Raw genomic sequence first — 23783 nt, forward strand, 5'->3', positions numbered from 1 at the left:
CGGCCCCTGTGCCGCGCCCCTTCAGCGCCTGCGGGCGGCGCCGGAAGCGCGCGCGGTGGCGTCGGTGTCGGCGTTGGTGCGGTCGCGCCACGGCAGCTCGGCGGTGACCGTCGTCGGGCCGCCCTCCGGCGAGTCGACGACGAAGAGACCGTCGACCGAGGTCAGCCGGTCGGCCAGGCCCTTCATCCCCGTACCGCCGTCGAGGCGCGCGCCCCCGCGGCCGTCGTCGCCCACCTGTATGAGCAGCCGGTCCGAGGACCGCCACACCTCCACGGAGGCGGACTTCGCCCGGCTGTGCTTGCTGACGTTCTGCAGCAGCTCCGAGACGGTGAAGTAGGCGATGCCCTCGATGGCCGCGGCCGGACGCTCCGAGAGGTCGACGGTCACCCTGACCGGCACGGTGCAGCGTGAGGCGACCGAGGAGAGTGCCGCGTCCAGGCCGCGGTCGGTCAGGACCGCGGGGTGGATGCCCCGGGCCAGGTCCCGCAGCTCCTGGAGGGCCAGCTTCACCTCGCCGTGCGCCTCGTCGACCATGGCCGCCGCCGCGTCGGGGTCCTCCAGCAGCTTCTCCTTCGCCAGGCCCAGCCCCATGGCCAGGTTGACCAGGCGGGCCTGGGCCCCGTCGTGCAGGTCGCGCTCGATGCGCCGCAGGTCGGCCGCGGCCGTGTCCACCACGATCCCCCGGTCCGACTCCAGCTCGGCGATCCGCCGCTCCAGCTCGTCGGAGGGGGACAGCAGCCCGCGCACCATCGCCCGGTCCGCGTTGGCCAGGCCCCGCGCGATGAACGGCAGCACCGGCCACAGCACGAACAGCGACGTCAGCGTGACGACGAAGGTGAGGATGCCCCAGGGCAGCCGTATGAAGTCGTACAGGACGGTGCGCCAGCCCACCGGGTCCTTCAGCGCCATCCACAACCGGGGGAAGAACCCGCCCCCGCCGCGCATCGGCAGCCGGCTCGGCTCGTCCACCCGCACCCCGAGCAGGGCCCGGGCCCGGGCCCGCTCCAGCCTGCCCAGCTGTCGCGCACCCATCAGCCCCGCGGCCAGCAGCGGGAACCCGATCACCGTGACCGTCAACCCGACCCCGATGGAGAGCATCGTCACGACGTAGACGAATCCGAGCAGCGACGCCGGGAAGTTCGCCAGCAGGTGGGCGATCTCCATCCAGGTGTGCCGGTCGTAGGCGAAACGGGCCGGAGGCGGGCGGTCACCGGCCGCGGCGCCGGCGGTCCCCCGCGGGGTCGTTGTCGAGAGGCGTTCGGTCATACGAGTCAGCGTGCCGTGCGGCGCGACGCCGCGCCATGAGGTGGACCGCCAGGATGCACTGAGGAAAACCCCACCCCCGAAGCCCACTCGTGTCCCAAGGTGTGACGGGCTGCTTACCGTCTCTTTATCAGGCCCTAGACTCCCGTGCGTACAGATCGTCGAACAGCGGCGTTCACGACCGGGAGCGCGGGAAGCGCAGGGAGCGAGGACGGACGTGCCGGAACCGACCGCCGGTGCCGTGACCGCCGGCGATGTGCCCGTGGAGACCGCCATCCACGCCACCGCCATCCACGCCACCGCCCCCCACGCCACCGTCGCCGACACCAGCGTCGCCGACGCGACCGTCGGCCTAGCGGCGGACTACTTCCAGTCCTACTCGGTCGTCGGGTTGCTCGCCGTCGTCGGCGTGCTCTTCGTCGCCGTCGCCTTCGGAGCCGGGCGCCTGCTGCGGCCCGTGGTCCCGACGCCCGAGAAGCTGCTGACGTACGAGTGCGGCGTCGATCCCGTCGGCGAGGGCTGGGCCCACACGCAGGTCCGCTACTACGTCTACGCGTTCCTCTACGTCATCTTCGCGGTCGACTCGATCTTCCTCTTCCCCTGGGCGACGGTCTTCGCCGATCCTGGTTACGGAGCGACGACCCTCGTGGAGATGTTCGTCTTCCTCGGCTTCCTCGCCGTGGGCCTGCTCTACGCATACAAGAAGGGCGTCCTGTCATGGACGTGAACCCTGCCGAGAATCCCGCCGGGAATCCTGCCGAGCCCGTGCCGCTCCCCGAGCCCAAGCGGCTCGGTGCCCTCGCACGCCTCGCCCCCGAGCCGATGAAGGTCGTCCTGAACTGGGGCCGCCGGTACTCCCTCTGGGTCTTCAACTTCGGCCTCGCCTGCTGCGCCATCGAGTTCATCGCCGCGTCGATGGCCCGCCACGACTTCATCCGGCTCGGCGTCATCCCCTTCGCGCCGGGCCCCCGCCAGGCCGACCTGATGGTGGTGTCCGGCACGGTGACCGACAAGATGGCGCCGGCCGTCAAGCGCCTGTACGAGCAGATGCCCGAGCCGAAGTACGTCATCTCCTTCGGCGCCTGCTCCAACTGCGGCGGCCCCTACTGGGACTCCTACTCCGTGACGAAGGGCGTCGACCAGATCATCCCCGTCGACGTCTACGTCCCCGGGTGCCCGCCCCGCCCCGAGGCGCTGCTCCAGGGCATCCTCAAGCTCCAGGAGAAGATCGCGCGGGAGTCACTGGGGGAGCGGTACGGCACCTCGCACCGGCCGTCGGCGGCCGCGCTGCAGAGCGGCCTGGTACGGCCGCCGGGGTCGGACGCCGGTACGGGCACGGGAACGGGAACGGGAACTGGTTCGGACTCGTCGAGGGAGGCCCGATGACCGCCGTCGGCTGGCTGCCCGCCGACGCCACGGAACTCTTCGGCACACAGGCCACGGCCGAGGAGTCGTACGACGTCCTGACCGTGGACGTGCCGCCGTCGACCTGGATCTCCGCGCTGGAGACCGCGCGGGACCGGCTGGGCTGCACCTACTTCGACTGGCTGAGCGCGGTCGACGAACCGGGCACGGGCTTCCTCGTCTCGGCTCACGTGGTGGCGCTGGGACCCGTACGCCGGCTGCTGCTGCGCACGACGGTCCCGCACGGGTCCCCGGTCCTGCCCAGTGCCGTCACGGTCTACGCGGGCGCGGCCTGGCACGAACGCGAGACCCACGAGATGTTCGGCGTCGCCTTCGAGGACCACCCCGCGCTGGACCACCTGCTCCTGCCCGAGGGCTTCGAGGGCCATCCCCTGCGGAAGGACTTCGTCCTCGCCGCCCGCGTCGCGAAGGCCTGGCCGGGGGCCAAGGAGCCCGGTGAGTCGGACCACGGCGGTCCGCGTCGCCGGCAGATGCTGCCGCCGGGCGTCCCCGATCCCAACGAGTGGGGCCCGCTGAAGGGCCAGCTGCCTCCCGCTCCGGCCCGACCCGCGCGAGGAGCGGGACGTGCGGCGGGGGAGCGTCCGGCCCGCGCGGCGGGTGACCGCCCGGTCCGCCGTGCCCGTACGGCTGCGGAGGGCTCGGCCAGTCAGTCGGCGTCCGGCGGTGACGCGCCGGTGACTCCTCGTCGTTCCCGTACGGCGGCGGAGGGCTCGGCCAGTCAGGCCGCCCCGGCGCCCCGGCGGGCGCGCAGCGCGAGCGAGGGTTCCGCGTCCCAGCGGACGGGCGCGCCGGAAGCCGAGCCCACCACGGAGACCGACGCGCGCACGGGAACCGGGCAGGCCGCCGCCGGACCGGCCGCCCCGACGCGACGCGCGCGCACCGCCGGTGAGGGCTCGGCGTCGCAGCGAGCCGCCTCCGACGCCCGCACGGGGGACACGGGCACGGACACGCGGGCTCCCGGCCCCGCCGACGACCCCACGGGCACGTCCCCGGGGCTCGAGGCACCGGCCCCGGCCCCGAAGCCGACGGCCCCCGCGACCCCACGCAGCCCGGACGCCCCGTGGCACCACGCCCGCCCTGCCTTCGACAACGCCGAGCCCGAGCCGGGCGACGGCGCGGAACGGCGACCGGACAGCACCTCGGATGAGCCCAACGCCTCGGACGAGCCCAACGCCTCGGACGAGCCGCAGAACTCCGACGACCCCCAGGACTCGCAGAACAACGAGAACCAGGACCGGAACGAGAACCAGGACCGGCCCCGGAATCAGAACCGCCCGACTCCCCCAGGAGGCCCGCAGTGAACGACGCACTCGACGTCACCCTGCGCCTCCTGATCGTCTTCGCCGTCTTCCTCGCCTTCCCCCTGATCGTCGGCCAGACCGAGCACAAGGTGATGGCCCACATGCAGGGCCGCCTCGGCCCGATGTACGCCGGCGGCTTCCACGGCTGGGCCCAGCTCGTCGCCGACGGCGTCAAGTTCGCGCAGAAGGAGGACGTGGTCCCGGCCGACGCCGACCGCCGCATCTTCCAACTCGCCCCCGCCGTGGCCCTGCTGCCGTACCTCCTGGTCCTCCTGGCCATCCCCATCGGCCCCGGAGAGGGCGCGGTCGGCCAGGTCGTCGACGCGGGCATCTTCTTCGTACTCGCCGTCATGGGCGTGGGCGTCCTGGGCTCGCTCATGGCGGGCTGGTCCTCCGCCAACAAGTTCTCCCTCCTGGGCGGCCTGCGCACCGCCGCCCAACTCCTCGCCTACGAACTCCCGATGCTGCTCACCGCGGCCTCGGTGGCCATGGCGGCCGGTACCGTCTCGCTCGTCGGCATCCTCGACGCCTTCGAGTGGTGGTGGCTGCCCTGGCAGATCGTGGGCGCGATCGTCTTCTTCGTCGCCGGGCTGGCCGAACTCCAACGCCCGCCGTTCGACATGCCGGTCGCCGACTCGGAGATCATCTTCGGCGCGTACACCGAGTACACCGGCCTGCGCTTCGCCCTGTTCCTCCTCGCCGAGTACGCCGGAATCGTCGTTCTGTGCGGCCTGACCACCGTCCTGTTCCTGGGCGGCTGGCACGGCCCCTGGGGCGCCGACGGCCTCGGCTGGGTGTGGACCCTGCTGAAGACGGCCGTCCTCGCCTTCGTGGTGATCTGGCTGCGCGTGACCTACCCGCGCCTGCGCGAGGACCAGCTCCAGAGGCTCTCCTGGACCCTCCTCGTCCCGCTCTCCCTCGCCCAGATCGCCCTCACCGGCATCGTCAAGGTGGTGATCCAGTAACCATGCCCCCCATCCCCGGCTCGGGTCTGGCCAAGGGCCTGGCCGTCACCCTCCGCACGATGACGAAGAAGACCGTCACCGAGCAGTACCCGGACGCCCAGCCCGAACTCCCGCCCCGCACGCGCGGCGTGATCGGCCTGTTCGAGGAGAACTGCACGGTCTGCATGCTCTGCGCCCGCGAATGCCCGGACTGGTGCATCTACATCGACTCCCACAAGGAGACGGTCCCGGCGGCGACCCCGGGCGGGCGCGACCGCAGCCGCAACGTCCTCGACCGCTTCGCCATCGACTTCTCGCTGTGCATGTACTGCGGTATCTGCATCGAGGTCTGTCCTTTCGACGCCCTGTTCTGGTCCCCCGAGTTCGAGTACTCCGAGACCGACATCCGCGACCTCACCCACGAACGCGACAAGCTCCGCGAGTGGATGTGGACGGTGCCGGCGCCGCCCGCCCTCGATCCCGGCGCGGAGGAGCCGAAGGAACTCGCCGCGGCCCGCAAGACCGCCGACAAACTGGCGGCCCAGCAGGAGACGGCCCGACAGGAGCCGGCCCAGGCCACCGAGCGGCACGCCGACGACCAGGCCCGCGCAGCGGAACGGCCCACCCGCGCGATGGGCGACTCCAAGCAGCAGACGGACCAGCCGCGCACGGACCAACCGCGCACGGACCAGCCGCGCACGGACCACTCGAGGCCGGATCAGAACCAGCCGAACCCGAGCCCGAAGCCGGACCGACCGGAACAGGAGGGCCGGGAATGACCCCCGCAGCGACCCTCGGTCACCTCGCCGCGGACTCCACGACCGCGGCCGCCGAATCGCACGGCTTCCTCTCCCCGACCGGCGTCGAGATCGCGTTCCTCCTCGTCGGCCTGGTCACCTTCGGTGCCGCCGTCGTCACCGTCACCACCCGGCAGCTGGTCCACGCCGCCCTGTGGCTGGTGGTGGCCCTCGGGGGCCTCGCCGTCGAGTACCTCCTCCTCACCGCCGAGTTCATCGCCTGGGTACAGGTCCTCATCTACGTCGGTGCCGTCGTGGTCCTCATCCTCTTCGGCCTGATGCTCACCAGAGCACCCATCGGCCGCTCCCCGGACGCCGATTCCGGCAACCGCTGGGCCGCCCTCACCGTGGCCGTGGCCGCCGCCGCGGCCCTGGTGTGGGTCGTCGTCGACGCCTTCCGCACCACCTGGATCGACCTGGACGGCCCGGCCGCCGGCTCCACCGCCGTCACCGGAGCGAGTCTGTTCCAGAACTGGGTCCTCCCCTTCGAAGCCCTCTCGGTCCTCCTCCTCGCCGCCCTGGTCGGCGCCATCGTCCTCTCCCGCAGGGCCAAGGCGAACCACGCGACCGAAGCCGGCCCCTCGACCGAAGCCGGCCACGCGACCGAGCCCGGCCCCTCGACCGAAGCCGGTCGGCCGACCGGCCCGAACGGTTCCGGCAAGGGCGGTGTCCGCTGATGCACCTCGCCTATCCAGCCGTTCTCTCCGTCCTCCTGTTCTGCACGGGCCTGTACGGCGTCCTCGCCCGCCGCAACGCGATCCTCGTTCTGATGTCGGTCGAGCTGATGCTCAACGCCGTCAACCTCAACCTGGTCGCCTTCGACGTCTGGCTCAGCAAGGCCGCCGAGGAGACCCTGCACTCCGGCCAGGCCCTGACCCTGTTCACCATCGCCATCGCGGCCGCCGAGATCGGCATCGGTCTGGCGATCGTGCTCGCCGTCCACCGCAACCGCGGCACCGCCGACATCGACAAGCTCCGCGACACCGCCGAGGGCCCCGACGGCGAGGCCCCCGGCACCGGCGCCTCCGCGACCGGACCGGCCGAGAAGGCTGAGGCCACCGCGTGACCACGACCACCCTCGCCGTACTCGTCCCCGTCCTCCCGTTCCTCGGGGCAGCCGCCGGACTCCTGCTGGGCCGCTCGGCACCCGGCTTCGTCCGCCCGCTCGCCGTGCTGCCGACCCTGGCGGCGCTCGTGCTCGCCGTACTGGTGGCGGCCCGTCAGGGCGGCGGCCGTGCCGTCGACGCCGTCACCGAGCTGACGCCCACCGGTTCGGTCCCCGTCGAACTCGCCCTGCACATCGACGGCTTCGCGGCCCTGGTCGCCGTCCTGGTCGGCTGCGTCGCCACCTGCGTGCAGATCTACTCGACGGGCTACCTGCGCGACGACCCGCGCTACCCCTCGTACGCCGCTCTCGTCTCCCTCTTCACCTCCGCCATGTTCCTCGTCGTCTACTCCGGCGACCTGATGGTGCTGCTGGTCGGCTGGGAGATCATGGGCATCTGCTCGTACTTCCTGGTCGGCCACTACTGGGAGACCTCGGAGGCCCGTGCCGCCTCCCTCAAGGCCTTCCTGGTGACCAAGCTCGGTGACGTCCCCTTCCTGATCGGTCTGCTGGCGCTGGCCACCGAGGCCGGCTCCTTCCGCATAACCAAGATCCTCGGCGCGGTCGCGAGCGGCTCGCTCGACCACCCCACGCTGATCGCCCTGCTGCTCCTGGCCGGTGTGGCGGGCAAGTCGGCGCAGTTCCCGCTGCACACCTGGCTTCCCGACGCGATGGCGGGTCCGACGCCCGTCTCCGCGCTCATCCACGCCGCGACGATGGTCGCCGCCGGTGTCTACTTCGTCGCCCGGCTCCTTCCGCTCTTCCAGGCCTCACGGGCCGCGATGGTCGTCCTCGCCGTCATGGCCGCCGTCACGATGCTCGGCTCGGCGCTCGCCGCGCTCGCCCAGGACGACATCAAACGCGTCCTCGCCTACTCGACCATCGGCCAGCTCGGCTACATGACCGGCGCCCTGGCCACCGGCGACCGCGGGGCCGCCGTCTTCCACCTCCTCACCCACGGCGCCTTCAAGGCGCTGCTCTTCCTCGCCGCCGGCGTGATCATCCACGCCGCCGGCACCAACTCGCTGGCCGCCATGTCCCGCATGCGGGGCCTGCGCGACCGCGTCCCGGACGCCTACTGGACGATGACCGTGGCGCTGCTCGCCCTCGCCGCGATCCCGCCCTTCAGCGGCTTCTTCTCCAAGGAGTCCGTCCTCGTCGTCGCGGAGCACGTCGCCACCGGCCACACCGAGAATGCTCCCGGCGCCGCAGGCTGGACCGTCCTCCTCGCCGGCCTGGTCACCGCCCTGCTCACCGCCGCGTACGCGACGCGCCTGTGGCTGCTGGCCTTCCGCGGACGGGGCGCCGAGGCCCCCGACCACGGCCGGCAGCCGGTGGTCATGAACGCCGTGCTCTGGGTGCTCGCGATCCCGTCACTCGCTCTCGGCGGGCTCGCCTTCCGTCTCCTCCCCGACTGGTTCGACGGCCACGACCTCACCCCGACCCTCACCACCTCCGTGCTCGGCACGGGCGTGGCCCTGGTCGGCGGCATCGTCACCTACGCCGCCTGGCGCCACACCACGGCGCTCGCGGCCCGCCCCCCGCTGGGCGCGGTCGCGGCCCACCCGGAGGGCGACGCCGCGCTCGTGGAGGCCGAGGCCATCGCCAGCCACGAACCGGCTTACGGAGACATCGCCTACGCCCCCGACCCGTCGGACCCCGGACGGCTCCTGCTGGGCCCGCTGCACCGGCACGCGGCCGTCGGCTTCCACCTGGACGCGGTGTACACGACCCTCTTCGTCCGCCCGGTCATGGCCGGCGCGAGTCTCGTGCGGTTCCTCGACCGAGAGGTCGTCGACACCTACGTACGGGGGGCGGGCACGCTGGCGCGTGTGCTCGGGACCGCCGTACGCCGTGCCCAGACCGGCAATGTGCAGACCTATGTGAGCGCGCTGCTCGCCGGCACCGTCGTCCTCGCGGTCGCCGCCGTCCTCGTCGCCACGGGAGCGTGAGCAGGCGTGATCGATATCAACGAGTCCGTGATGCAGTTCCTTCTGGCATTGGTCGTCGTCGGCCCGCTCATCGGCGCCGCCGCCGCTCTCCTTCCGGCCCCGCCCGGGCTGAAGGGGAACTCCCCCGACCAGGCCGTCCTGCGGCACGGCGTCACCGTCACCGGCGCCGTCCTCATCGCCGCGATCGTCCTCGTGCTCGGCTTCGACCACGACCAACCGTCGAAGATGCAGGCCAGCACCGACATCAGCTGGATCCCCGCACTCGACGTGCGCATCCACCTCGGCATCGACGGCATCTCCCTCCCCCTGCTGGTCCTGACCGCGCTGCTGACCTTCCTCTGCGCGCTCTACTCGTACTTCAAGACGCCGTCGGGCCCGAGCCCGAAGGCGTTCGTCGCACTGCTGCTCGTCCTCGAGTCCGGCACCCTCGCGACCTTCGCCGTCCTCGACCTGATCCTGTTCTTCCTCGCCTTCGAGATGGTGCTCATCCCGATGTACTTCCTCATCGCCCGCTGGGGCGGCGAGGGACGGGCCGGGGCGGCCTGGAAGTTCATCCTCTACACCCTCCTCGGCTCCGTCGTCATGCTGCTCGGCCTGCTCCTGATCGGAATCACGGCGGGCACATTCGACATGGTGGCACTCGCCACTGACAACGGCCGGTCGCTGACCACATCCGTGCAGGTCATCGCCGTATTGGCGATCGGGATCGGGCTCGCGGTCAAGACCCCGATGTGGCCGCTGCACAGCTGGTTGCCCGACGCCCACACCGCCGCCCCGACCGTCGGCTCGGTCCTGCTGGCCGGCGTCCTGCTGAAGATGGGTACGTACGGGTTCGTCCGCATCCTCCTCCCGGTCGCTCCGGACGGCTTCCACACGTTCGCGCCGTACCTCGCCGCCTTCGCGGTCGTCGGCATCATCTACGGCTCCCTGGCCTGCCTGGCCCTCGCCAAGAAGGGCGCGAAGGGCGACCTCAAGCGCCTCATCGCCTACTCCTCCGTCGGCCACATGGGCTTCGTCCTGCTCGGCATCGCCACCATGACCCCGACCGGCGTGAACGGCGCCCTGTTCGCCAACATCGCCCACGGCCTCATCACCGGCCTGCTCTTCTTCGTCGTCGGCGCCCTCAAGGACCGCACGGGCACCACCGACCTCGACACCCTCGCGGAGGAGACCGGCGCCGCCCTGTACGGCAAGGCCCCGCGCCTCGGCGGCCTCCTCGCCTTCGCAGCGGTCGCCTCGCTCGGCCTGCCCGGTCTGGCCGGCTTCTGGGGCGAGATGCTGGCCCTGTTCGGGGCCTTCGACCCGCACGACGACCTCAGCCGCCCCGCCTTCCTCACCTTCATGGCGATCGCCGCGTTCGGCACGCTGCTGACTGCCGCGTACATGCTGATCGTGGTCCGCCGCGTCTGCATGGGCGCCGTACCGCGCGAAGCCCCGAAGCTCACCGACGTACGCACCTACGAGTTCGCCGCCTGGACGCCGCTCGTCGCCCTCACCGTCGTCGCCGGACTGTGGCCCAGGACCCTCCTCGGGCTGACCGACCCGGCCGTGCAGCAGCTCCTCTCAGGAGGCACCCGATGAGCTCCCCGGCCCAGCCGCTCGCCGAGGCCGCGTCGCAGCCACTGGCCCAGAACCTGGTCCAGTCCGTCGACTGGCTCGCCATCGCGCCGCCCACCATCACGGCGGTCGTCGGACTCGTCGTCCTCGTCACCGACCTGTTCGTCAAGGACGCCCGCAAGTCCCTGCTCGGCTGGATCTCGGTCGCCGGACTCGCCGCCTCCGCGCTGATGCTGCTGCCCCTGGTGAACGGCGACCGCTCGACGTTCTGCCTGACCGGCGACGCCGACGTCTGCAGCTACACCGCGGACACCTTCACCCTCGCCATCCAGTTCCTGGTGCTCGGCGGCGCCCTGGTGACCGCCCTGCTCTCGGTCACCGCCGTGAAGGACGCCGACCGCGGACTCCCCGAGGGCGAGTTCTGGTTCCTGCTGCTCTCCTCCGCGGCCGGTGCCGCGCTCCTGCCCGCCTCCCGCGACCTCGCGACCCTCATCGTCGCTTTGGAGGTCGCCTCCCTGCCCGCGTTCGCCCTCGTGGGCCTGCGTCAGGGCGACCGCCGGTCCTCCGAAGCGGCCCTGAAGTTCTTCCTGTCCTCGGTCACCGCGACCGCGGTCAGTCTCATGGGCATCAGCTTCGTGTACGCCTCCACCGGCACCCTCTACCTCACCCAGGTGGCGGAACGCATCCAGGACGTGGACGGACAGCTCACCACGCTCGCCCAGACCGGCGTCGTCCTCACCCTCGTCGGCTTCGCCTTCAAGACGGCCGCCGTGCCCTTCCACTTCTGGGTGCCCGACACCTATGTGGGCGCGCCCCTGCCGATCGCCGCCTACCTGTCCGTGATCGGCAAGGCGGTCGGCTTCTCCGGCCTGATCCTCGTCACGGTCATCGCCCTCCCGTCATACGCCGACGTCTGGGGCCCGGCCCTCGCGGCGCTGGCGGCCCTCACCATGACCGTCGGGAACGTCGGCGCCCTGCGCCAGCAGGCCACGCGCGCGTACAGCGCGGTACGCCTGCTCGCCTGGTCGTCCGTCGGGCAGGCCGGCTACCTCCTGGTGCCGATCGCCGCCGCCGCGTACTCCGACGAACCGGAACGCTCGATCGGCTCCACCGTCGCCTACGCCCTCATGTACGCCGCGGTGAACCTCGGCGCCTTCGCGGTGGCCGCGCTGGTGGGCCGCACGCGGGCCCTGAACCGCGTCGCCGACTACCGCGGCCTGTACGCGTCCAACCCGCTCACCGCCCTGCTCCTGGCCTTCTTCCTGCTCTGCCTCGCCGGACTGCCGCCGGGCATCATCGGCCTCTTCGCCAAGGTCACCGTGTTCTCCGCGGCCGTGGACGCCGGGCTCGGCTGGCTGGCCGTCGTCATGGCGGTCAACGTCGTCATCGCGCTGTTCTACTACCTCCAGTGGACGGCCCTGCTGTTCCGGGCACCCGAGGAAGGGGCAGCCGGACACCGCTTCCCCGTCCCCCTCACAGCCGCGATCACCGTGACCGCGGTCGCCGCCGTCGCCCTCTCGGGCGCACCCCAGCTGATCCTGCGCTTCGCCGACACCGGCCTCTTCTGAGCCGTCAGGCGCGCGAGCAGTCGACGGTGCCGCGCGCGAAGGGCCGACGGCTGCCGCGCGCGTGTGCGGGCACCCGGCCTCCACGCGCGCGTACCGCCCGCGATCCCCCGTCACCCGTACGGACCACGCGCGCCGCCGCGGGCGCCGGGGAACTGGGCGCCCTCGCCTGGCGTTGACCAGTACGGAAGGGTCCACTGGATGTGATGCCACGGCACCGGTGGCATCGGAGACCAGGAAGCAACCACAGCGAGCGACACCAGCAAGCAAAGGGTTCCCCTGCTGCACCACTTGGAGGGCGTACCGTGCACCGCCGGCACAACGGGCTCAGGACCGCAGTACTCCTCGGGGGACTGTCCGCGCTCATCATCGTCATCGGCAGCTTCTTCGGCCGAGCGGGGCTCGTCGTCGCCGTCCTAGTCGCCCTGGGCACGAACGCGTACGCGTACTGGAACAGCGACAAGCTCGCCCTGCGGGCGATGCGAGCCCGCCCGGTCAGCGAGTTCGAGGCCCCGGCGCTGTACCGCATGGTGCGGGAGCTCTCCACCCAGGCCCGCCAGCCCATGCCCCGCCTGTACATCTCACCGACGGAGGCGCCGAACGCCTTCGCGACCGGCCGCAACCCGCGCAACGCGGCCGTGTGCTGCACCGAGGGCATCCTCCGCCTGCTCGACGAGCGCGAACTGCGCGGCGTCATCGGCCACGAGCTCAGCCACGTCTACAACCGGGACATCCTCATCTCCTCCGTCGCCGGCGCCCTCGCCTCGGTGATCATGTTCCTGGTCAACTTCGCCTGGCTGATCCCGATCGGCCGCTCCAACGACGATGACGGACCCGGTTTGCTGGGCATGCTCCTCATCATGCTCCTCGGTCCGCTCGCCGCCACCGTCATCCAACTGGCGATCAGCCGTTCCAGGGAGTACGAGGCGGACGCATCCGGCGCCCAGCTCACCGGAGACCCGATCGCCCTGGCCGGGGCCCTGCGCAAACTCGAACTCGGCACCAAGCAACTCCCGCTGCCCCCGGAGCCCCGGATCGAGACCGCGAGCCACATGATGATCGCGAACCCGTTCCGCCCCGGGCAGGGCCTCTCGAAGATGTTCTCCACCCATCCGCCGATGGCGGAGCGAATCGCCCGACTCGAAAAGATGGCAGGTCGTCAGCAGTGAAGACCATCCTCAACGTCATTTGGCTCGTGCTCAGCGGCTTCTGGCTGTTCCTCGCCTACGTGGTCGCGGGCGCGCTGCTCTGCATCACGATCATCGGCATCCCGTTCGGCATAGCCGCATTCCGCATCGGCGTCTACGCCCTGTGGCCCTTCGGGTACACGGCGGTCGAGCGCCGGGACGCCGGAGCCCCCTCCTGCATCGGCAACGTGCTGTGGCTGGTCCTCGCCGGCTGGTGGCTCGCCATCGGCCACATCGTCACCGGCATCGCGCTGTGCGTCACGATCATCGGCATCCCGCTCGGCATCGCCAACTTCAAGCTGATCCCGGTCTCCCTGCTCCCGCTGGGACGCGAGATCGTACGGACGGACCAGCCCTTCACGGCCACCGCCGGCACACAGCGGTCCGGCTGGTAGGAGCCGCCGTTGTCCACAGGCGCGGAGTTGTCCACAGGCCCGTCCGCATGTCGGTCGCGACCCGCACCATGAACCCATGACCACCGATCACCGAAACCACCGGGCGGGTTCGCGACGTCCTTCCCTCCAAGAGGACACGATCACGCGCGGAGGACGAGCCCACAGCACAGGGACAGCGCGGGCACAGCAAGAGAGAGCAGGGTCGGGGTATGACCGTCATCAGCTGGATCATCCTGGGACTGTTGGCCGGGGCCATCGCAAAGTTCCTGCTGCCGGGCCGCGACCCGGGAGGGCTCGTCGGCACGACCCTCATCGGCATCGCGGGCGCGTTCATCGGCGGCTGGATATCGGCCCGCTGGCTGGACCACCCGGTCAGCAAGGACTTCTACGACGGAGCCACGTGGGCGGCTGCGATCGGCGGTTCCCTGGTGCTGCTGATCGCCTACCGGCTCCTGTTCGGCAACTCACGGGACTGACGCCGACCGGACCCGCGGGCATACGAAAGGGCGGGCCCACCGTCGGCACCCGCCCTTCCCGGTACGACCGCTCAACAGATCACCGGTAGTTCACGAACTGCAGCGCGAAGTCGAAGTCCTGGTTCTTCAGCAGGGCGATCACGGTCTGCAGGTCGTCCCGGCTCTTGGACGAGACCCGCAGCTCGTCACCCTGCACCTGGGCCTTCACACCCTTCGGGCCCTCATCACGGATGAGCTTGGCCACCTTCTTCGCGTTGTCCTGGGAGATGCCCTCCTGGATCGACGCGAAGATCTTGTACTCCTTGCCGGAGAGCTGGGGCTCGCCCGCGTCCAGAGCCTTCAGCGAGATGCCGCGCTTGATCAGCTTGGACTGGAAGACGTCGAGGATGGCATTCACCCGGTCCTCGGAGTTGGCCTCCATGAGGATCTTCTCCCCGGACCACGAGATCGAGGCGCCCACGCCCTTGAAGTCGTAGCGCTGCGAGATCTCCTTGGCGGCCTGGTTGAGGGCGTTGTCGACCTCCTGCCGCTCGACCTTCGAGACGATGTCGAAACTGGAGTCGGCCATGTCCTGTGGCTCCTTGTATCTGGGTGCGTGTCGGGCCGCGTATCGGCTCCGTACCGGCGTGCGTCAACGGCCGCCGAGCTCCGCAGAGGTCCCCGGCCGCATCCGGACAAGCCTAGCCACCCGCCGTCCTCCGGGTGGCGATCAATCGGGTGGCGAAGCACCCCTCCACATCAGGTATTGTTTACGTCGTTGCCACGGAGCACCGCCGAAAGGCGGTTCGAAGGGCGGCAAACCCCGGCGGTGTGCCCGAGCGGCCAAAGGGAGCAGACTGTAAATCTGCCGGCTCAGCCTTCCCAGGTTCGAATCCTGGCGCCGCCACACGGGAACGAAAGGGCCCCGTGACCTGTCCGAACAGCAGGTCACGGGGCCCTTCGTCATGTGCGGTGCCGAAGAGGTGTGCGCGTTCCGGGCAGACTGGGGGCATGCCACCGTCCTCGCGCCGCAGAATCTGTCCCGAGTGCCGTCGTGAGATCGCCGTCGTCGCGGGGCGGTACGCGCGTCACGACCCGCCCGGCGTGCGGGGGAGCGGCGAGCTGGTCTCCTGCCCCGGGTCGCGTCGGCCGGCGCAACTCGGAGCGGTGCAGCCGTCCCTGGACGGGTACGTCGTTCCCGACTTCCCCGGGCAACTGCCCCTGTTCTGACTGACCGGTAGGCGCCGGCACCGCGCGACCGTACGCGGGGCCACCCACGTGACCGTACGCGCGGCCACTGGCGTGACCGTGCGCGCGGCCACTGGCGTGACCGTGCGCGTGGCCACTGGCGTGACCGTACGCGCGGCCACTCGCGTGACCCGTACGCGCCGGCACCGCGTCCTCAGACCCTCAGTTCCCGGCCACCGACTTCACCGCCACCGACACCGGTGCCGAGCCCGCGATCAGCTCCAGGGTCAGGCCGGCCGTGGCAGGGGTGTCGACCAGCTCCGCCAGTACGGCGGCCACGTCGTCGCGCGGCACGGGTCCGCGGCCGGTCTGTGCCTCCAGACGGACCAGCCCGGTACCTGCGTCGTCCGTCAGTTGGCCGGGCCGCAGGATCGTCCAGTCCAGCCCGTCCAGCGAACGCACGTGCGCGTCGGCCTCGCCCTTGGCGCGCAGGTACACGTCGAAGATCTCGTCGCCCCGGTGCTCCGGGTCGGCGCCCATGGAGGACACGACCACGAAGCGCCGTACGCCCGCACGGACCGCCGCGTCGGCGAAGAGGATCGCCGCCGCCTTGTCCACCGTGTCCTTGCGGTTCGCCCCGCTCCCGGGGCCCGCGCCCGCGGCGAAGACCGCCGCGTCCGCGCCCCGCAGCCGCTCCGCCACTTCCTCGACCGAGGCCGACTCCAGGTCCAGGACGACCGGTTCGGCACCGGCCGCCCGCAGATCGTCGGCCTGCTCGGCCTTGCGGATGATGCCCGCCACCTCGTCTCCGCGCGCGGAGAGCAACCGCTCCAGCCGCAGCGCGATCTGACCATGACCACCAGCGATGACAATGCGCATGTCTTCGACCGTACGCCGCGACGGTCGCCCGCGCCGCACGACTTGCGCCGCGTTCCAACGGCCGCCCGGCCCCTGCCCGTCCGCGCGTCTCCACGTTTCCACGTTTACGCGTGGCATCGGGGCGCTTGTGCCGTACCTGCCGTTCCCCGGCCCTTGCCCCTCAACGGCCTCCGGCCCCAGCCCGTCAGGCCCTCCCAGGCCTCCCACGCCCCTGCCGCGGCAGCCCCAGGTCCGTCGCGGTCGCCGAGTCGCCGTACTCGCGTACCGCACTGGTCCGTGCCACCACGTGCCCCCGGTGGACCACGATCCGGCTGTACGCGAGGGACAACGCCCCTGCCAGCCGGTCCCCGCGCACCGCGAGGAGTTCGGCCGGGAAGCCCGCCTCCACCCGTACCTCGGGCAGGCCCAGGGCCGTACGCGCCGCCGTGCTCACCGCGTCGTAGGCGTCCTCGGGACGCAGCCCGTGGCGTGAGGCCAGCAGGTACGCCGCGTCCAGGGGGTCGCCGCGTCCGACCGGGTTGGACACGTCCCGCAGGGCACCGCTCCCGGCGGTGACCCGCACCCCGGCCGCCCGCAGCAGCCGTACCGGAGCCGTGCCGTCGCGGCCCTCCACGGCCCCACAGGGGCCCTGCGGCAGGCACACCACGGTCACCCCGGCCGCCGCGAGGCGTTCCGCCGCTCTGGCGGCCACGTCGGACGGCAGCCGGCCCAGGCCGTCGCAGGGGCCCAGGGTGACCCCGGGGCGCAGCCCGCCGGCCATCGCCGCCAGCCGGGCCAGCCGTGTCGGGTCGGCGGCGTCCGTGTGCAGGTCGACAGGGCAGCCGTGTTCGGCGGCGACCTCGAGGACCGCCTCGACGTACCCCGCCGGATCGGGATCCAGGTCCGGACACCCGCCCACCACGTCCGCGCCCATCTTGACCGCGTCCCGCAGCAGCGCCAGTCCGTCCGCACCGGCCGCCCCGGTCAGCACTCTCGGCATCGCCACCGCGGTCAGATCGGCCAGCCCGCGCAGCGAGCGCCGGGCCCGCAGTACGCCGGTCAGCGAGCCGAGTCCCGCTACGTCGCCCACGCGTACGTGTGCCCGCAGTGCGGTCGCCCCGTGCCCCAGCTGGAGCAGGGCGGCCTCGGTGGCCCGGCGCTGGACGTCCTGCGGGTCGCAGGAGGCGGGGCCGGGAGTCTCCGCCGTCAGCGCGGTGTCGCCGTGGACGTGGGGGTCGGCCGGGGCGGGCAGGAGCAGGTAGCCGCCGAGGTCGACGCGGGTTCCGGGGCCGCAGGCGCGGGCCGACGCCAGGCTGCCGGCCGTGCCGACCGCCTCGATGCGGCCGTCGTGCAGGCGTACGTCCACGGTCCGGCCGTCGGTGAGGCGTGCCCCGGTCAGCAGGAGCGTGCCGGGGCCGGCGGAGCCCGAGGGGGAGGGCGAGGGGGACGGCTGCGGCTGGCTGTCGGGCATCGCGCTCCTCTGGGCTCGGGGCTGCGCAGTGGGGGACGCAAGATCACGCAGAGTGAGTCGAGCCTAGGACGGTGATCACCCCGTGGCGCGGAGGAGCGCAATAGTCGTACCGGTGCGGTCCGTCCGCCCCGGTGGTCGGGACGGGCCGGGGCAGGGGCGGCGAAACGGATTTGGGCGAACGGCGGGCGACCGTGTAATGTCTTCATCGCTCGCCCCAATAGCTCAGTCGGCAGAGCGTCTCCATGGTAAGGAGAAGGTCAACGGTTCGATTCCGTTTTGGGGCTCTGGTGTGAGAGGTTCCCGCCGCAAGGCGGGGCCCGATCGCATCGCAGCGGTGTAGCTCAGTCGGTAGAGCAAGCGGCTCATAATCGCTGTGTCACCGGTTCAAGTCCGGTCACCGCTACTCTCAGTAGCCGATTGCGGGGTCGGTCCTTCAGTCGGCTACTCTTTCTTGCGTTAATTCCATCAATCCGTTCGTCAAGGAGTGCACTCACGTGGCTGCCACCGACGTCCGCCCGAAGATCACGCTGGCCTGCGTGGAGTGCAAGGAGCGGAACTACATCACCAAGAAGAACCGGCGTAACAACCCGGACCGACTGGAGATGAAGAAGCACTGCCCGCGTTGCAACGCGCACACCGCGCACCGCGAAACGCGATAAACCAGGCTCGTACGTGAGGCCGTCCCCGAAACACCGGGGGCGGCCTCACGTCGTTTCGTCACCCGCAGCAGGCAGCAGCAGACAGCAGCAGGCGACAGCAGCAGGTCGACTGCAGCACCGACACCAGCAGGTCGACAGACACCATCAGGAGGTGCCGAGCCCATGGCGCTCGACCAGTCCTTCGTGGGGCGGACCTATCCGCCCACCGAGCCCTACGAGGTGGGCCGGGAGAAGATCCGTGAGTTCGCGGAGGCGGTGGGGGACGCGAACCCGGCGTACACGGACACGGAGGCCGCGAAGGCGCTCGGCCACCCGGACGTGATCGCGCCGCCGACCTTCGTGTTCTCCGTCACCTTCCGGGCGGCCGGACAGGTCATCTCGGACCCGCAGCTCGGCCTGGACTACAGCCGGGTGGTGCACGGCGACCAGAAGTTCGCCTACTCCCGTCCCGTGCGCGCCGGCGACCGGCTGAGCGTCACCTCGACCATCGAGGCGATCAAGTCGATGGCGGGCAACGACATCCTGGACATCCGCGGTGAGGTCCACGACGAGGCCGGGGAGCACGTCGTGACCACCTGGATCAAACTGGTGGCCCGCGCGGCCGAGGAGGCGTGAGCGTTCCGATGACGGCGAAGATCTCCTACTCCGACGTCGAGGTCGGCACCGAGCTGCCCGCCCAGAGCTTCCCCGTGGACCGCGCCACGCTGGTCCGGTACGCGGGAGCCTCCGGCGACTTCAACCCCATCCACTGGAACGAGAAGTTCGCCAAGGAGGTCGGCCTCCCGGACGTGATCGCGCACGGCATGTTCACCATGGCCGAGGCGATCCGTGTGGTCACCGACTGGACCGGTGACCCGGGTTCGGTCGTCGAGTACGGCGTCCGCTTCACCAAGCCCGTCGTCGTCCCCAACGACGACAAGGGTGCGCTCATCGAGGTGAGCGCCAAGGTCGCGGCCAAGCTCGACGACAACACCGTCCGCGTCGACCTGACGGCGACCAGTGCCGGCCAGAAGGTGCTGGGCATGTCCCGCGCGGTCGTGCGGCTCGCCTGACGGTCCGAGGCGTAAGGGGCGTGCCTCCAGGGAGGTGCGCCCCTTACGCGTGTCCGCGTCCCGTCGGCGCTTGACGCAGTTAGTGATTGAGTACTAACTTACTTCCATGGTCAGGATGAGCGCTGAGGAGCGGCGCGAGAGCGTCATCCGCGCGGCGATGAGCGAGTTCTCCCGGGGCGGCTACTACGGCACGTCCACCGAGGCCATCGCCAAGCGGGTGGGGGTCTCCCAGCCGTACCTCTTCCGGCTCTTCCCGGGCAAGAAGGCGATCTTCCTGGCGGCTTCGCAGCGGTGTCTCCAGGAGACGCGCCAGGTCTTCGTGGAGGCCTCGGAGGGCCTCCACGGCGAAGAGGCGCTGCACGCCATGGCGGACGCCTACACGCGACTGATCGCCGAGCAGCCCGAAAAGCTGCAGATGCAGTTGCAGACGTATGTGGCGGTGTCGGCGGCCGAGGCCGCCGGGGACCACGAGTTCGGCGAGATGGTGCGCAAGGGCTGGATGGAGATCTTCGACGCCGTCCATGTGCCGCTCGGCGGCGACGTGAACGAGACGACGACCTTCATGGCGTACGGCATGCTCGTCAACGCCCTGTCCGGCATGGGCTTCCCGCCGGAGCACCGGGTCTGGGAGGGCTTCTACCTCTCGGCGCGGGCGAAGCCGGGCCAGGGCGACAAGGCGTAGGTCCGCGGCGCCCGCGCGGGGCGGCCCTTCCGTATGCCCGCGAAAGTTAGTCAGCAATAACTAAATAGATCGTGGAAGAGAAGTCCGACGCAGCAGTGCACACCCTCTGGGGGAGAGATGTCACAGCAAGGCGCACGACCGGGCACCCGCCGTGGGGGAACGGCCTGGGCCCTCGTCATCACCAGCGTCGCCGGATTCATGGCGGCCCTGGACAACCTCGTCGTCACCACCGCCCTGCCCTCCATCCGCGAGGACCTGGGCGGGGCGCTGCACGACCTCGAATGGACCGTGAGCGCCTACACGCTCACCTTCGCCGTGCTGCTGATGTTCGGCGCGGCCCTCGGCGACCGCTTCGGCCGCCGCAAGCTCTTCCTGGTCGGCATCGCCGTCTTCACCGCCGCGTCCGCCGCCGCGGCCATGGCACCCGGCCTCGACTCGCTCATCGCCGCCCGCGCGGTGCAGGGCGTCGGCGCGGCGATCATGATGCCGCTGACGCTGACCCTGCTGACGGCCGCCGTGCCCGCCGAACGGCGCGGGATGGCGTACGGCATCTGGGGCGCCGTCAACGGGCTCGCCGTCGCCTCCGGCCCGCTGGTCGGCGGCAGCCTCACCGAGCACATCTCCTGGCAGTGGATCTTCTGGCTGAACGTTCCGCTCGGCCTGGCCCTGCTGCCGCTCGCCCGCCTCCGCCTCGCCGAGTCGCACGGCACGGGCGCCCCTCTGGACGTCCCCGGCACACTGCTCGCCAGCGGCGGACTCTTCGGCATCGTCTACGGGCTGGTCCGCGGGCCGGTCGACGGCTGGACCGGCCCCGTGGTGCTGACCAGCCTGTTCGCCGGCGCCGCGCTGCTCGTCGGCTTCGTCCTCTACAGCACACGGGCGAAGAACCCCATGCTTCCGATGCGGCTGTTCCGCTCCCGTGCCTTCGCCGGCGTCAACGCGGCGAGCCTGCTGATGTTCCTGGGGATGTTCGGCTCGATCTTCCTGCTCGCCCAGTACATGCAGGGCGTGCTCGGCTATACGCCCACCGAGGCGGGGCTGCGCATGCTGCCCTGGACCGGCATGCCGATGCTGGTCGCGCCGATCGCCGGCATCCTCTCGGACCGGATCGGAGGACGCCCGGTCGTCGCGGCCGGCCTCTTCCTGCAGGCGGCCGGCCTCGGTTACCTCGCCTCCGTGGTCACGGCCGACGCCTCCTACGCCGTCCAGCTGCCCGGCCTGATCGTCAGCGGCATCGGCATGGCCCTGTTCGTCGCCCCGGCATCCGCCCTGGTGATGTCCAGCGTCGTCGCCGAGGAGCAGGGCATCGCCTCGGGCGCCAACAACGCCCTGCGCGAGGTGGGCGGCGCGCTCGGCATCGCGGTCATGTCCTCGATCTTCGCCGCCCGGGGCAGCTACGACTCCGCGCAGTCTTTCGTCGACGGGCTGCGGCCCGCGGTGGCGGCGGGCGCCGCCGTCGTGGTCCTCGCGGGTGTCGCGGCCTTGCTGATCCCGGCCCGCCGCCACGACGCGCACACACCCACGGGCCACGCCGCGACCCTGCCGCCCGCCGAACCGGCACCCGTTCCCGCCGTCGAACCGGCACCCGCTTCCGCCGTCGAACCGGCACCCCTTCCCACCGCCGAAGCGACCACCCGCTGACCCGCTCGCACGACGCGAAAGGAGCTCGACATGCCCACCCTGCCCTGGACCGTGCCGAACCAGCCGCCGCCGGGGACGGAGGTCCACGTCTTCGCCTCCCGCTTCGAGACGCGCACCCTGTGGGGAGCGCTGAAGTTCCTGGCCCGTACGCCGGGAGTGTGGCGGCAGGTCAAGGCCGCGCCCGGTGCGTACGGCGCCACGCTCAAGGCCGAACCGTTCAAGCGCACCTTCTGGACCCTGTCCGCCTGGGAGTCGCCGGCGGCCCTCAAGGCCTTCGCCCGCTCCGGAACCCACGGGCCCACCTCCCGCGGCCTGTCCGCACAGATGCGGGACTCCAAGTTCGCCTCCTGGCCGGCGTCGAGCGACGACCTGCCCGTGGACTGGGCCGACGTACGAAGGCGCCTCGCCTGAACCGAGGAACGCCCCGGCCGACCGGCCGGGGCGTTTCCCGCTGCCCATCCCTGTCAGTGCCGTCTCGTACTCTTGACCGCGTGCAGGAACTCCACGACGCCCCGCTCGCCCCGCTGACCACCTTCCGGCTGGGCGGCCCCGCGACCCGCCTGATCACGGCCACCACCGACGCCGAGGTGATCGCCGCCGTCCGCGAGGCCGACGACACCGGTACGCCCCTGCTGCTCATCGGCGGCGGGTCCAATCTGGTCATCGGCGACAAGGGCTTCGACGGCACCGCCCTGCACATCGCCACGCGCGGCGTCCTGCTCGACGGCACGACGCTCGACATCGCGGCCGGTGAGATCTGGACCGACGCCGTGGCCCGCACCGTCGAGGCCGGACTCGCCGGCGTCGAGTGCCTGGCCGGCATCCCGGGCTCCGCGGGCGCGACCCCCATCCAGAACGTCGGCGCGTACGGCCAGGAGGTCTCCTCGACGATCACCGAGGTCACCGCGTACGACCGCAGGAGCCGCGAGACGGTCACCCTCACCAACGCCGACTGCGCCTTCTCCTACCGTCACAGCCGCTTCAAGGCCGAGCCCGAGCGGTACGTGGTCCTGCGCGTCCGCTTCGAGCTGGAGGACGCCGACGGGCTCTCCGCGCCCCTCCGTTACGCCGAGACCGCCCGCGCCCTCGGCGTCGAAGCCGGGGACCGGGTGCCGCTGGCCACCGCCCGCGACACCGTGCTGAAGCTGCGGGCCGGCAAGGGCATGGTCCTGGACCCGGAGGACCACGACACCTGGTCGGCCGGGTCGTTCTTCACCAACCCGATCCTCACGGACGACGAGTTCGCCGCCTTCCGCGCGCGCGTGGCCGACCGCCTCGGCGACGCCGCGGAACCACCCGCCTTCCCCGCGGGCGAGGGCCGGATCAAGACCTCCGCCGCCTGGCTGATCGACAAGGCGGGATTCACCAAGGGCTACGGCATCGGCCCCGCCCGCATCTCCACCAAGCACACCCTCGCCCTCACCAACCGCGGCGAGGCGACCACGGAGGACCTGCTCGCCCTGGCCCGCGAGGTCGTCGCCGGGGTCCGGGAGGCCTTCGGCGTCACGCTGGTCAACGAACCGGTGACGGTCGGCGTCAGCCTCTAGCCGTAGGCCCGCTCCCCGGACCGTCCAGTAGGCCGGACCGGGCCGTCCAGCAGGCCACCCGGGCCGTTCAGTAGGCCACACCCACCCCCTGCTTCACGGTGCCCGCGTCCTCGGTCATCGCCAGCATGGCGTGAGCGACGTCGGCGCGGCCGACGAAACGCCCCTTGGACGGGAAACCGCCGACCACCGTCCGGTACCGGCCGGAGAGCGGCTTGTCCTGCAGCCGCGGTGGCCGGACGGCCGTCCAGTCCGTGCCGCTGCGCGCCAGCTCCTCCTCCATGGCGCGCAGGTCGGTGTACACATCCCTCAGCACCGCCGACACGATGCCGCGCACCCCCCGGTCCAACCACCCCGCGTCCTGCGGCTCGGGCCCCACCGGAGCGGCACTGACCACCAGCACCCGGCGCACGTCCTCGGCCCGCATCGCGTCGAGCACCGTCCGGGTCAGCCGGGTCGCGACGCCCGCGTCCTTCCGGCTGCGCGCGCCGAGCCCGGACAGCACCGCGTCCCGCCCGGCCACCGCCGGACGCACCGACGCCGAATCGCTCAGATCCGCGCGGAACACCTCCAGGCGCTCCCCGGTCACGGACAGCCGCGCGGGGTCCCGTACGACGGCCGTGACGTGGTGTCCCGCGCCGAGCGCCTGCCTGACGACCTCCTGGCCGATGCCTCCAGTGGCACCGAAGACGGTGAGTTTCATGGCGGACCCCATCCCACGATTCGGTGGGTGAGTACTCAC

26 protein-coding genes and 3 tRNA genes are annotated in these 23783 nt (G+C 71.4%); 24 read left to right on the forward strand and 5 right to left on the reverse strand.

The window, feature by feature from the left end; translation table 11 throughout:
- Positions 1–21: 21 nt before the first annotated feature.
- Positions 22–1266 carry a sensor histidine kinase gene (locus tag ACLIN4_RS20715; protein ID WP_290012784.1) on the reverse strand — a complete coding sequence of 415 codons (1245 nt, stop codon included), beginning with the start codon at positions 1264–1266 and terminating at the stop codon, positions 22–24.
- Between the two features lie 271 nt (positions 1267–1537).
- Here ACLIN4_RS20715 and ACLIN4_RS20720 point away from each other — a divergent pair, with 271 nt between their 5' ends.
- The 13 genes from ACLIN4_RS20720 (at position 1538) to ACLIN4_RS20780 (ending at position 13967) form a co-directional block, all read left to right on the forward strand.
- Positions 1538–1990 carry an NADH-quinone oxidoreductase subunit A gene (locus ACLIN4_RS20720; RefSeq protein WP_373420344.1) on the forward strand — a complete coding sequence of 151 codons (453 nt, stop codon included), beginning with the start codon at positions 1538–1540 and terminating at the stop codon, positions 1988–1990.
- Positions 1981–2649 (forward strand): NADH-quinone oxidoreductase subunit B, encoded by a 669-nt coding sequence (locus tag ACLIN4_RS20725; RefSeq protein ID WP_179342675.1) that lies wholly within the window; start codon positions 1981–1983, stop codon positions 2647–2649. Before ACLIN4_RS20720 ends, ACLIN4_RS20725 begins: the two co-directional genes overlap by 10 nt.
- The gene (locus ACLIN4_RS20730; protein ID WP_411576101.1) at positions 2646–3989 is read left to right on the forward strand and encodes an NADH-quinone oxidoreductase subunit C; all 1344 of its coding nucleotides are present in this window, start codon (positions 2646–2648) and stop codon (positions 3987–3989) included. Before ACLIN4_RS20725 ends, ACLIN4_RS20730 begins: the two co-directional genes overlap by 4 nt.
- Positions 3986–4954, forward strand: coding sequence for a complex I subunit 1/NuoH family protein (locus ACLIN4_RS20735; protein WP_100048951.1), 969 nt, complete (start codon positions 3986–3988; stop codon positions 4952–4954). Before ACLIN4_RS20730 ends, ACLIN4_RS20735 begins: the two co-directional genes overlap by 4 nt.
- Before the next feature lie 2 nt (positions 4955–4956).
- The gene (locus tag ACLIN4_RS20740; RefSeq protein WP_381911981.1) at positions 4957–5712 is read left to right on the forward strand and encodes a 4Fe-4S binding protein; all 756 of its coding nucleotides are present in this window, start codon (positions 4957–4959) and stop codon (positions 5710–5712) included.
- Positions 5709–6407 (forward strand): NADH-quinone oxidoreductase subunit J, encoded by a 699-nt coding sequence (locus tag ACLIN4_RS20745; protein ID WP_411576102.1) that lies wholly within the window; start codon positions 5709–5711, stop codon positions 6405–6407. Before ACLIN4_RS20740 ends, ACLIN4_RS20745 begins: the two co-directional genes overlap by 4 nt.
- Positions 6407–6796, forward strand: a complete 390-nt coding sequence (gene nuoK, locus ACLIN4_RS20750) for an NADH-quinone oxidoreductase subunit NuoK (RefSeq protein WP_100048950.1) — start codon at positions 6407–6409, stop codon at positions 6794–6796. The genes ACLIN4_RS20745 and nuoK overlap by 1 nt, the downstream gene beginning before the upstream one ends.
- Positions 6793–8787 carry an NADH-quinone oxidoreductase subunit L gene (locus ACLIN4_RS20755; RefSeq protein WP_307652283.1) on the forward strand — a complete coding sequence of 665 codons (1995 nt, stop codon included), beginning with the start codon at positions 6793–6795 and terminating at the stop codon, positions 8785–8787. The genes nuoK and ACLIN4_RS20755 overlap by 4 nt, the downstream gene beginning before the upstream one ends.
- Before the next feature lie 6 nt (positions 8788–8793).
- Positions 8794–10368: a complex I subunit 4 family protein gene (locus tag ACLIN4_RS20760; protein WP_289906827.1), complete on the forward strand. Its 1575-nt coding sequence runs from the start codon at positions 8794–8796 to the stop codon at positions 10366–10368.
- A complete protein-coding gene (locus ACLIN4_RS20765; RefSeq protein WP_289906825.1) occupies positions 10365–11912 on the forward strand; it encodes an NADH-quinone oxidoreductase subunit N in 1548 nt (515 codons plus the stop codon). Before ACLIN4_RS20760 ends, ACLIN4_RS20765 begins: the two co-directional genes overlap by 4 nt.
- A 302-nt stretch (positions 11913–12214) precedes the next feature.
- Positions 12215–13078 carry a zinc metalloprotease HtpX gene (htpX, locus tag ACLIN4_RS20770; RefSeq protein ID WP_100048946.1) on the forward strand — a complete coding sequence of 288 codons (864 nt, stop codon included), beginning with the start codon at positions 12215–12217 and terminating at the stop codon, positions 13076–13078.
- Positions 13075–13491: a YccF domain-containing protein gene (locus ACLIN4_RS20775; RefSeq protein ID WP_381911976.1), complete on the forward strand. Its 417-nt coding sequence runs from the start codon at positions 13075–13077 to the stop codon at positions 13489–13491. Before htpX ends, ACLIN4_RS20775 begins: the two co-directional genes overlap by 4 nt.
- A gap of 209 nt (positions 13492–13700) precedes the next feature.
- Positions 13701–13967 (forward strand): GlsB/YeaQ/YmgE family stress response membrane protein, encoded by a 267-nt coding sequence (locus tag ACLIN4_RS20780; protein ID WP_043381134.1) that lies wholly within the window; start codon positions 13701–13703, stop codon positions 13965–13967.
- A gap of 79 nt (positions 13968–14046) precedes the next feature.
- On the opposite strand, the gene ACLIN4_RS20785 is transcribed toward ACLIN4_RS20780, so the two are convergent.
- Entirely contained in the window at positions 14047–14535 is a 489-nt protein-coding gene (locus ACLIN4_RS20785; RefSeq protein ID WP_043381130.1) for a YajQ family cyclic di-GMP-binding protein, read from the reverse strand.
- Positions 14536–14771: 236 nt separating this feature from the next.
- Here ACLIN4_RS20785 and ACLIN4_RS20790 point away from each other — a divergent pair.
- Positions 14772–14853: transfer RNA gene (locus ACLIN4_RS20790), tRNA-Tyr, on the forward strand.
- Positions 14854–14957: 104 nt separating this feature from the next.
- Positions 14958–15176, forward strand: a complete 219-nt coding sequence (locus ACLIN4_RS20795) for a hypothetical protein (protein WP_100044843.1) — start codon at positions 14958–14960, stop codon at positions 15174–15176.
- Positions 15177–15356: 180 nt separating this feature from the next.
- Here the strand turns inward: ACLIN4_RS20795 and ACLIN4_RS20800 are convergent, their stop codons facing one another.
- On the reverse strand, positions 15357–16013 hold the full coding sequence (locus ACLIN4_RS20800; RefSeq protein WP_411576103.1) for an NAD(P)H-binding protein: 657 nt from the start codon (positions 16011–16013) through the stop codon (positions 15357–15359).
- A gap of 184 nt (positions 16014–16197) precedes the next feature.
- Positions 16198–17463 (reverse strand): amidohydrolase family protein, encoded by a 1266-nt coding sequence (locus tag ACLIN4_RS20805; RefSeq protein ID WP_411576104.1) that lies wholly within the window; start codon positions 17461–17463, stop codon positions 16198–16200.
- A gap of 211 nt (positions 17464–17674) precedes the next feature.
- Here ACLIN4_RS20805 and ACLIN4_RS20810 point away from each other — a divergent pair.
- The 9 genes from ACLIN4_RS20810 (at position 17675) to ACLIN4_RS20850 (ending at position 23044) form a co-directional block, all read left to right on the forward strand.
- A tRNA-Thr gene (locus ACLIN4_RS20810) sits at positions 17675–17747 on the forward strand.
- A gap of 46 nt (positions 17748–17793) precedes the next feature.
- Positions 17794–17866: transfer RNA gene (locus ACLIN4_RS20815), tRNA-Met, on the forward strand.
- A 91-nt stretch (positions 17867–17957) separates the two neighbouring features.
- Positions 17958–18122 carry a 50S ribosomal protein L33 gene (rpmG, locus tag ACLIN4_RS20820; protein WP_003948671.1) on the forward strand — a complete coding sequence of 55 codons (165 nt, stop codon included), beginning with the start codon at positions 17958–17960 and terminating at the stop codon, positions 18120–18122.
- A gap of 162 nt (positions 18123–18284) precedes the next feature.
- Positions 18285–18737 carry a MaoC family dehydratase N-terminal domain-containing protein gene (locus ACLIN4_RS20825; RefSeq protein WP_100044840.1) on the forward strand — a complete coding sequence of 151 codons (453 nt, stop codon included), beginning with the start codon at positions 18285–18287 and terminating at the stop codon, positions 18735–18737.
- A gap of 8 nt (positions 18738–18745) precedes the next feature.
- Positions 18746–19174, forward strand: coding sequence for a MaoC family dehydratase (locus tag ACLIN4_RS20830; RefSeq protein WP_100044839.1), 429 nt, complete (start codon positions 18746–18748; stop codon positions 19172–19174).
- 106 nt (positions 19175–19280) lie between these two features.
- Positions 19281–19856, forward strand: a complete 576-nt coding sequence (locus ACLIN4_RS20835) for a TetR/AcrR family transcriptional regulator (protein WP_411576105.1) — start codon at positions 19281–19283, stop codon at positions 19854–19856.
- Between the two features lie 117 nt (positions 19857–19973).
- The gene (locus ACLIN4_RS20840) at positions 19974–21497 is read left to right on the forward strand and encodes a DHA2 family efflux MFS transporter permease subunit (RefSeq protein WP_411576106.1); all 1524 of its coding nucleotides are present in this window, start codon (positions 19974–19976) and stop codon (positions 21495–21497) included.
- Positions 21498–21527: 30 nt separating this feature from the next.
- Positions 21528–21908 (forward strand): DUF3291 domain-containing protein, encoded by a 381-nt coding sequence (locus ACLIN4_RS20845; protein ID WP_289906739.1) that lies wholly within the window; start codon positions 21528–21530, stop codon positions 21906–21908.
- Positions 21909–21988: 80 nt separating this feature from the next.
- The gene (locus tag ACLIN4_RS20850; RefSeq protein ID WP_411576107.1) at positions 21989–23044 is read left to right on the forward strand and encodes a UDP-N-acetylmuramate dehydrogenase; all 1056 of its coding nucleotides are present in this window, start codon (positions 21989–21991) and stop codon (positions 23042–23044) included.
- A 67-nt stretch (positions 23045–23111) separates the two neighbouring features.
- Here ACLIN4_RS20850 and ACLIN4_RS20855 read toward each other — a convergent pair whose 3' ends face one another.
- Positions 23112–23744: an NAD(P)-dependent oxidoreductase gene (locus ACLIN4_RS20855; RefSeq protein ID WP_100044848.1), complete on the reverse strand. Its 633-nt coding sequence runs from the start codon at positions 23742–23744 to the stop codon at positions 23112–23114.
- Between the last annotated feature and the right edge of the window lie 39 nt (positions 23745–23783).

The sequence above is a fragment of the Streptomyces mutabilis genome, from assembly GCF_046628145.1.
GTDB lineage: Bacteria > Actinomycetota > Actinomycetes > Streptomycetales > Streptomycetaceae > Streptomyces > Streptomyces mutabilis.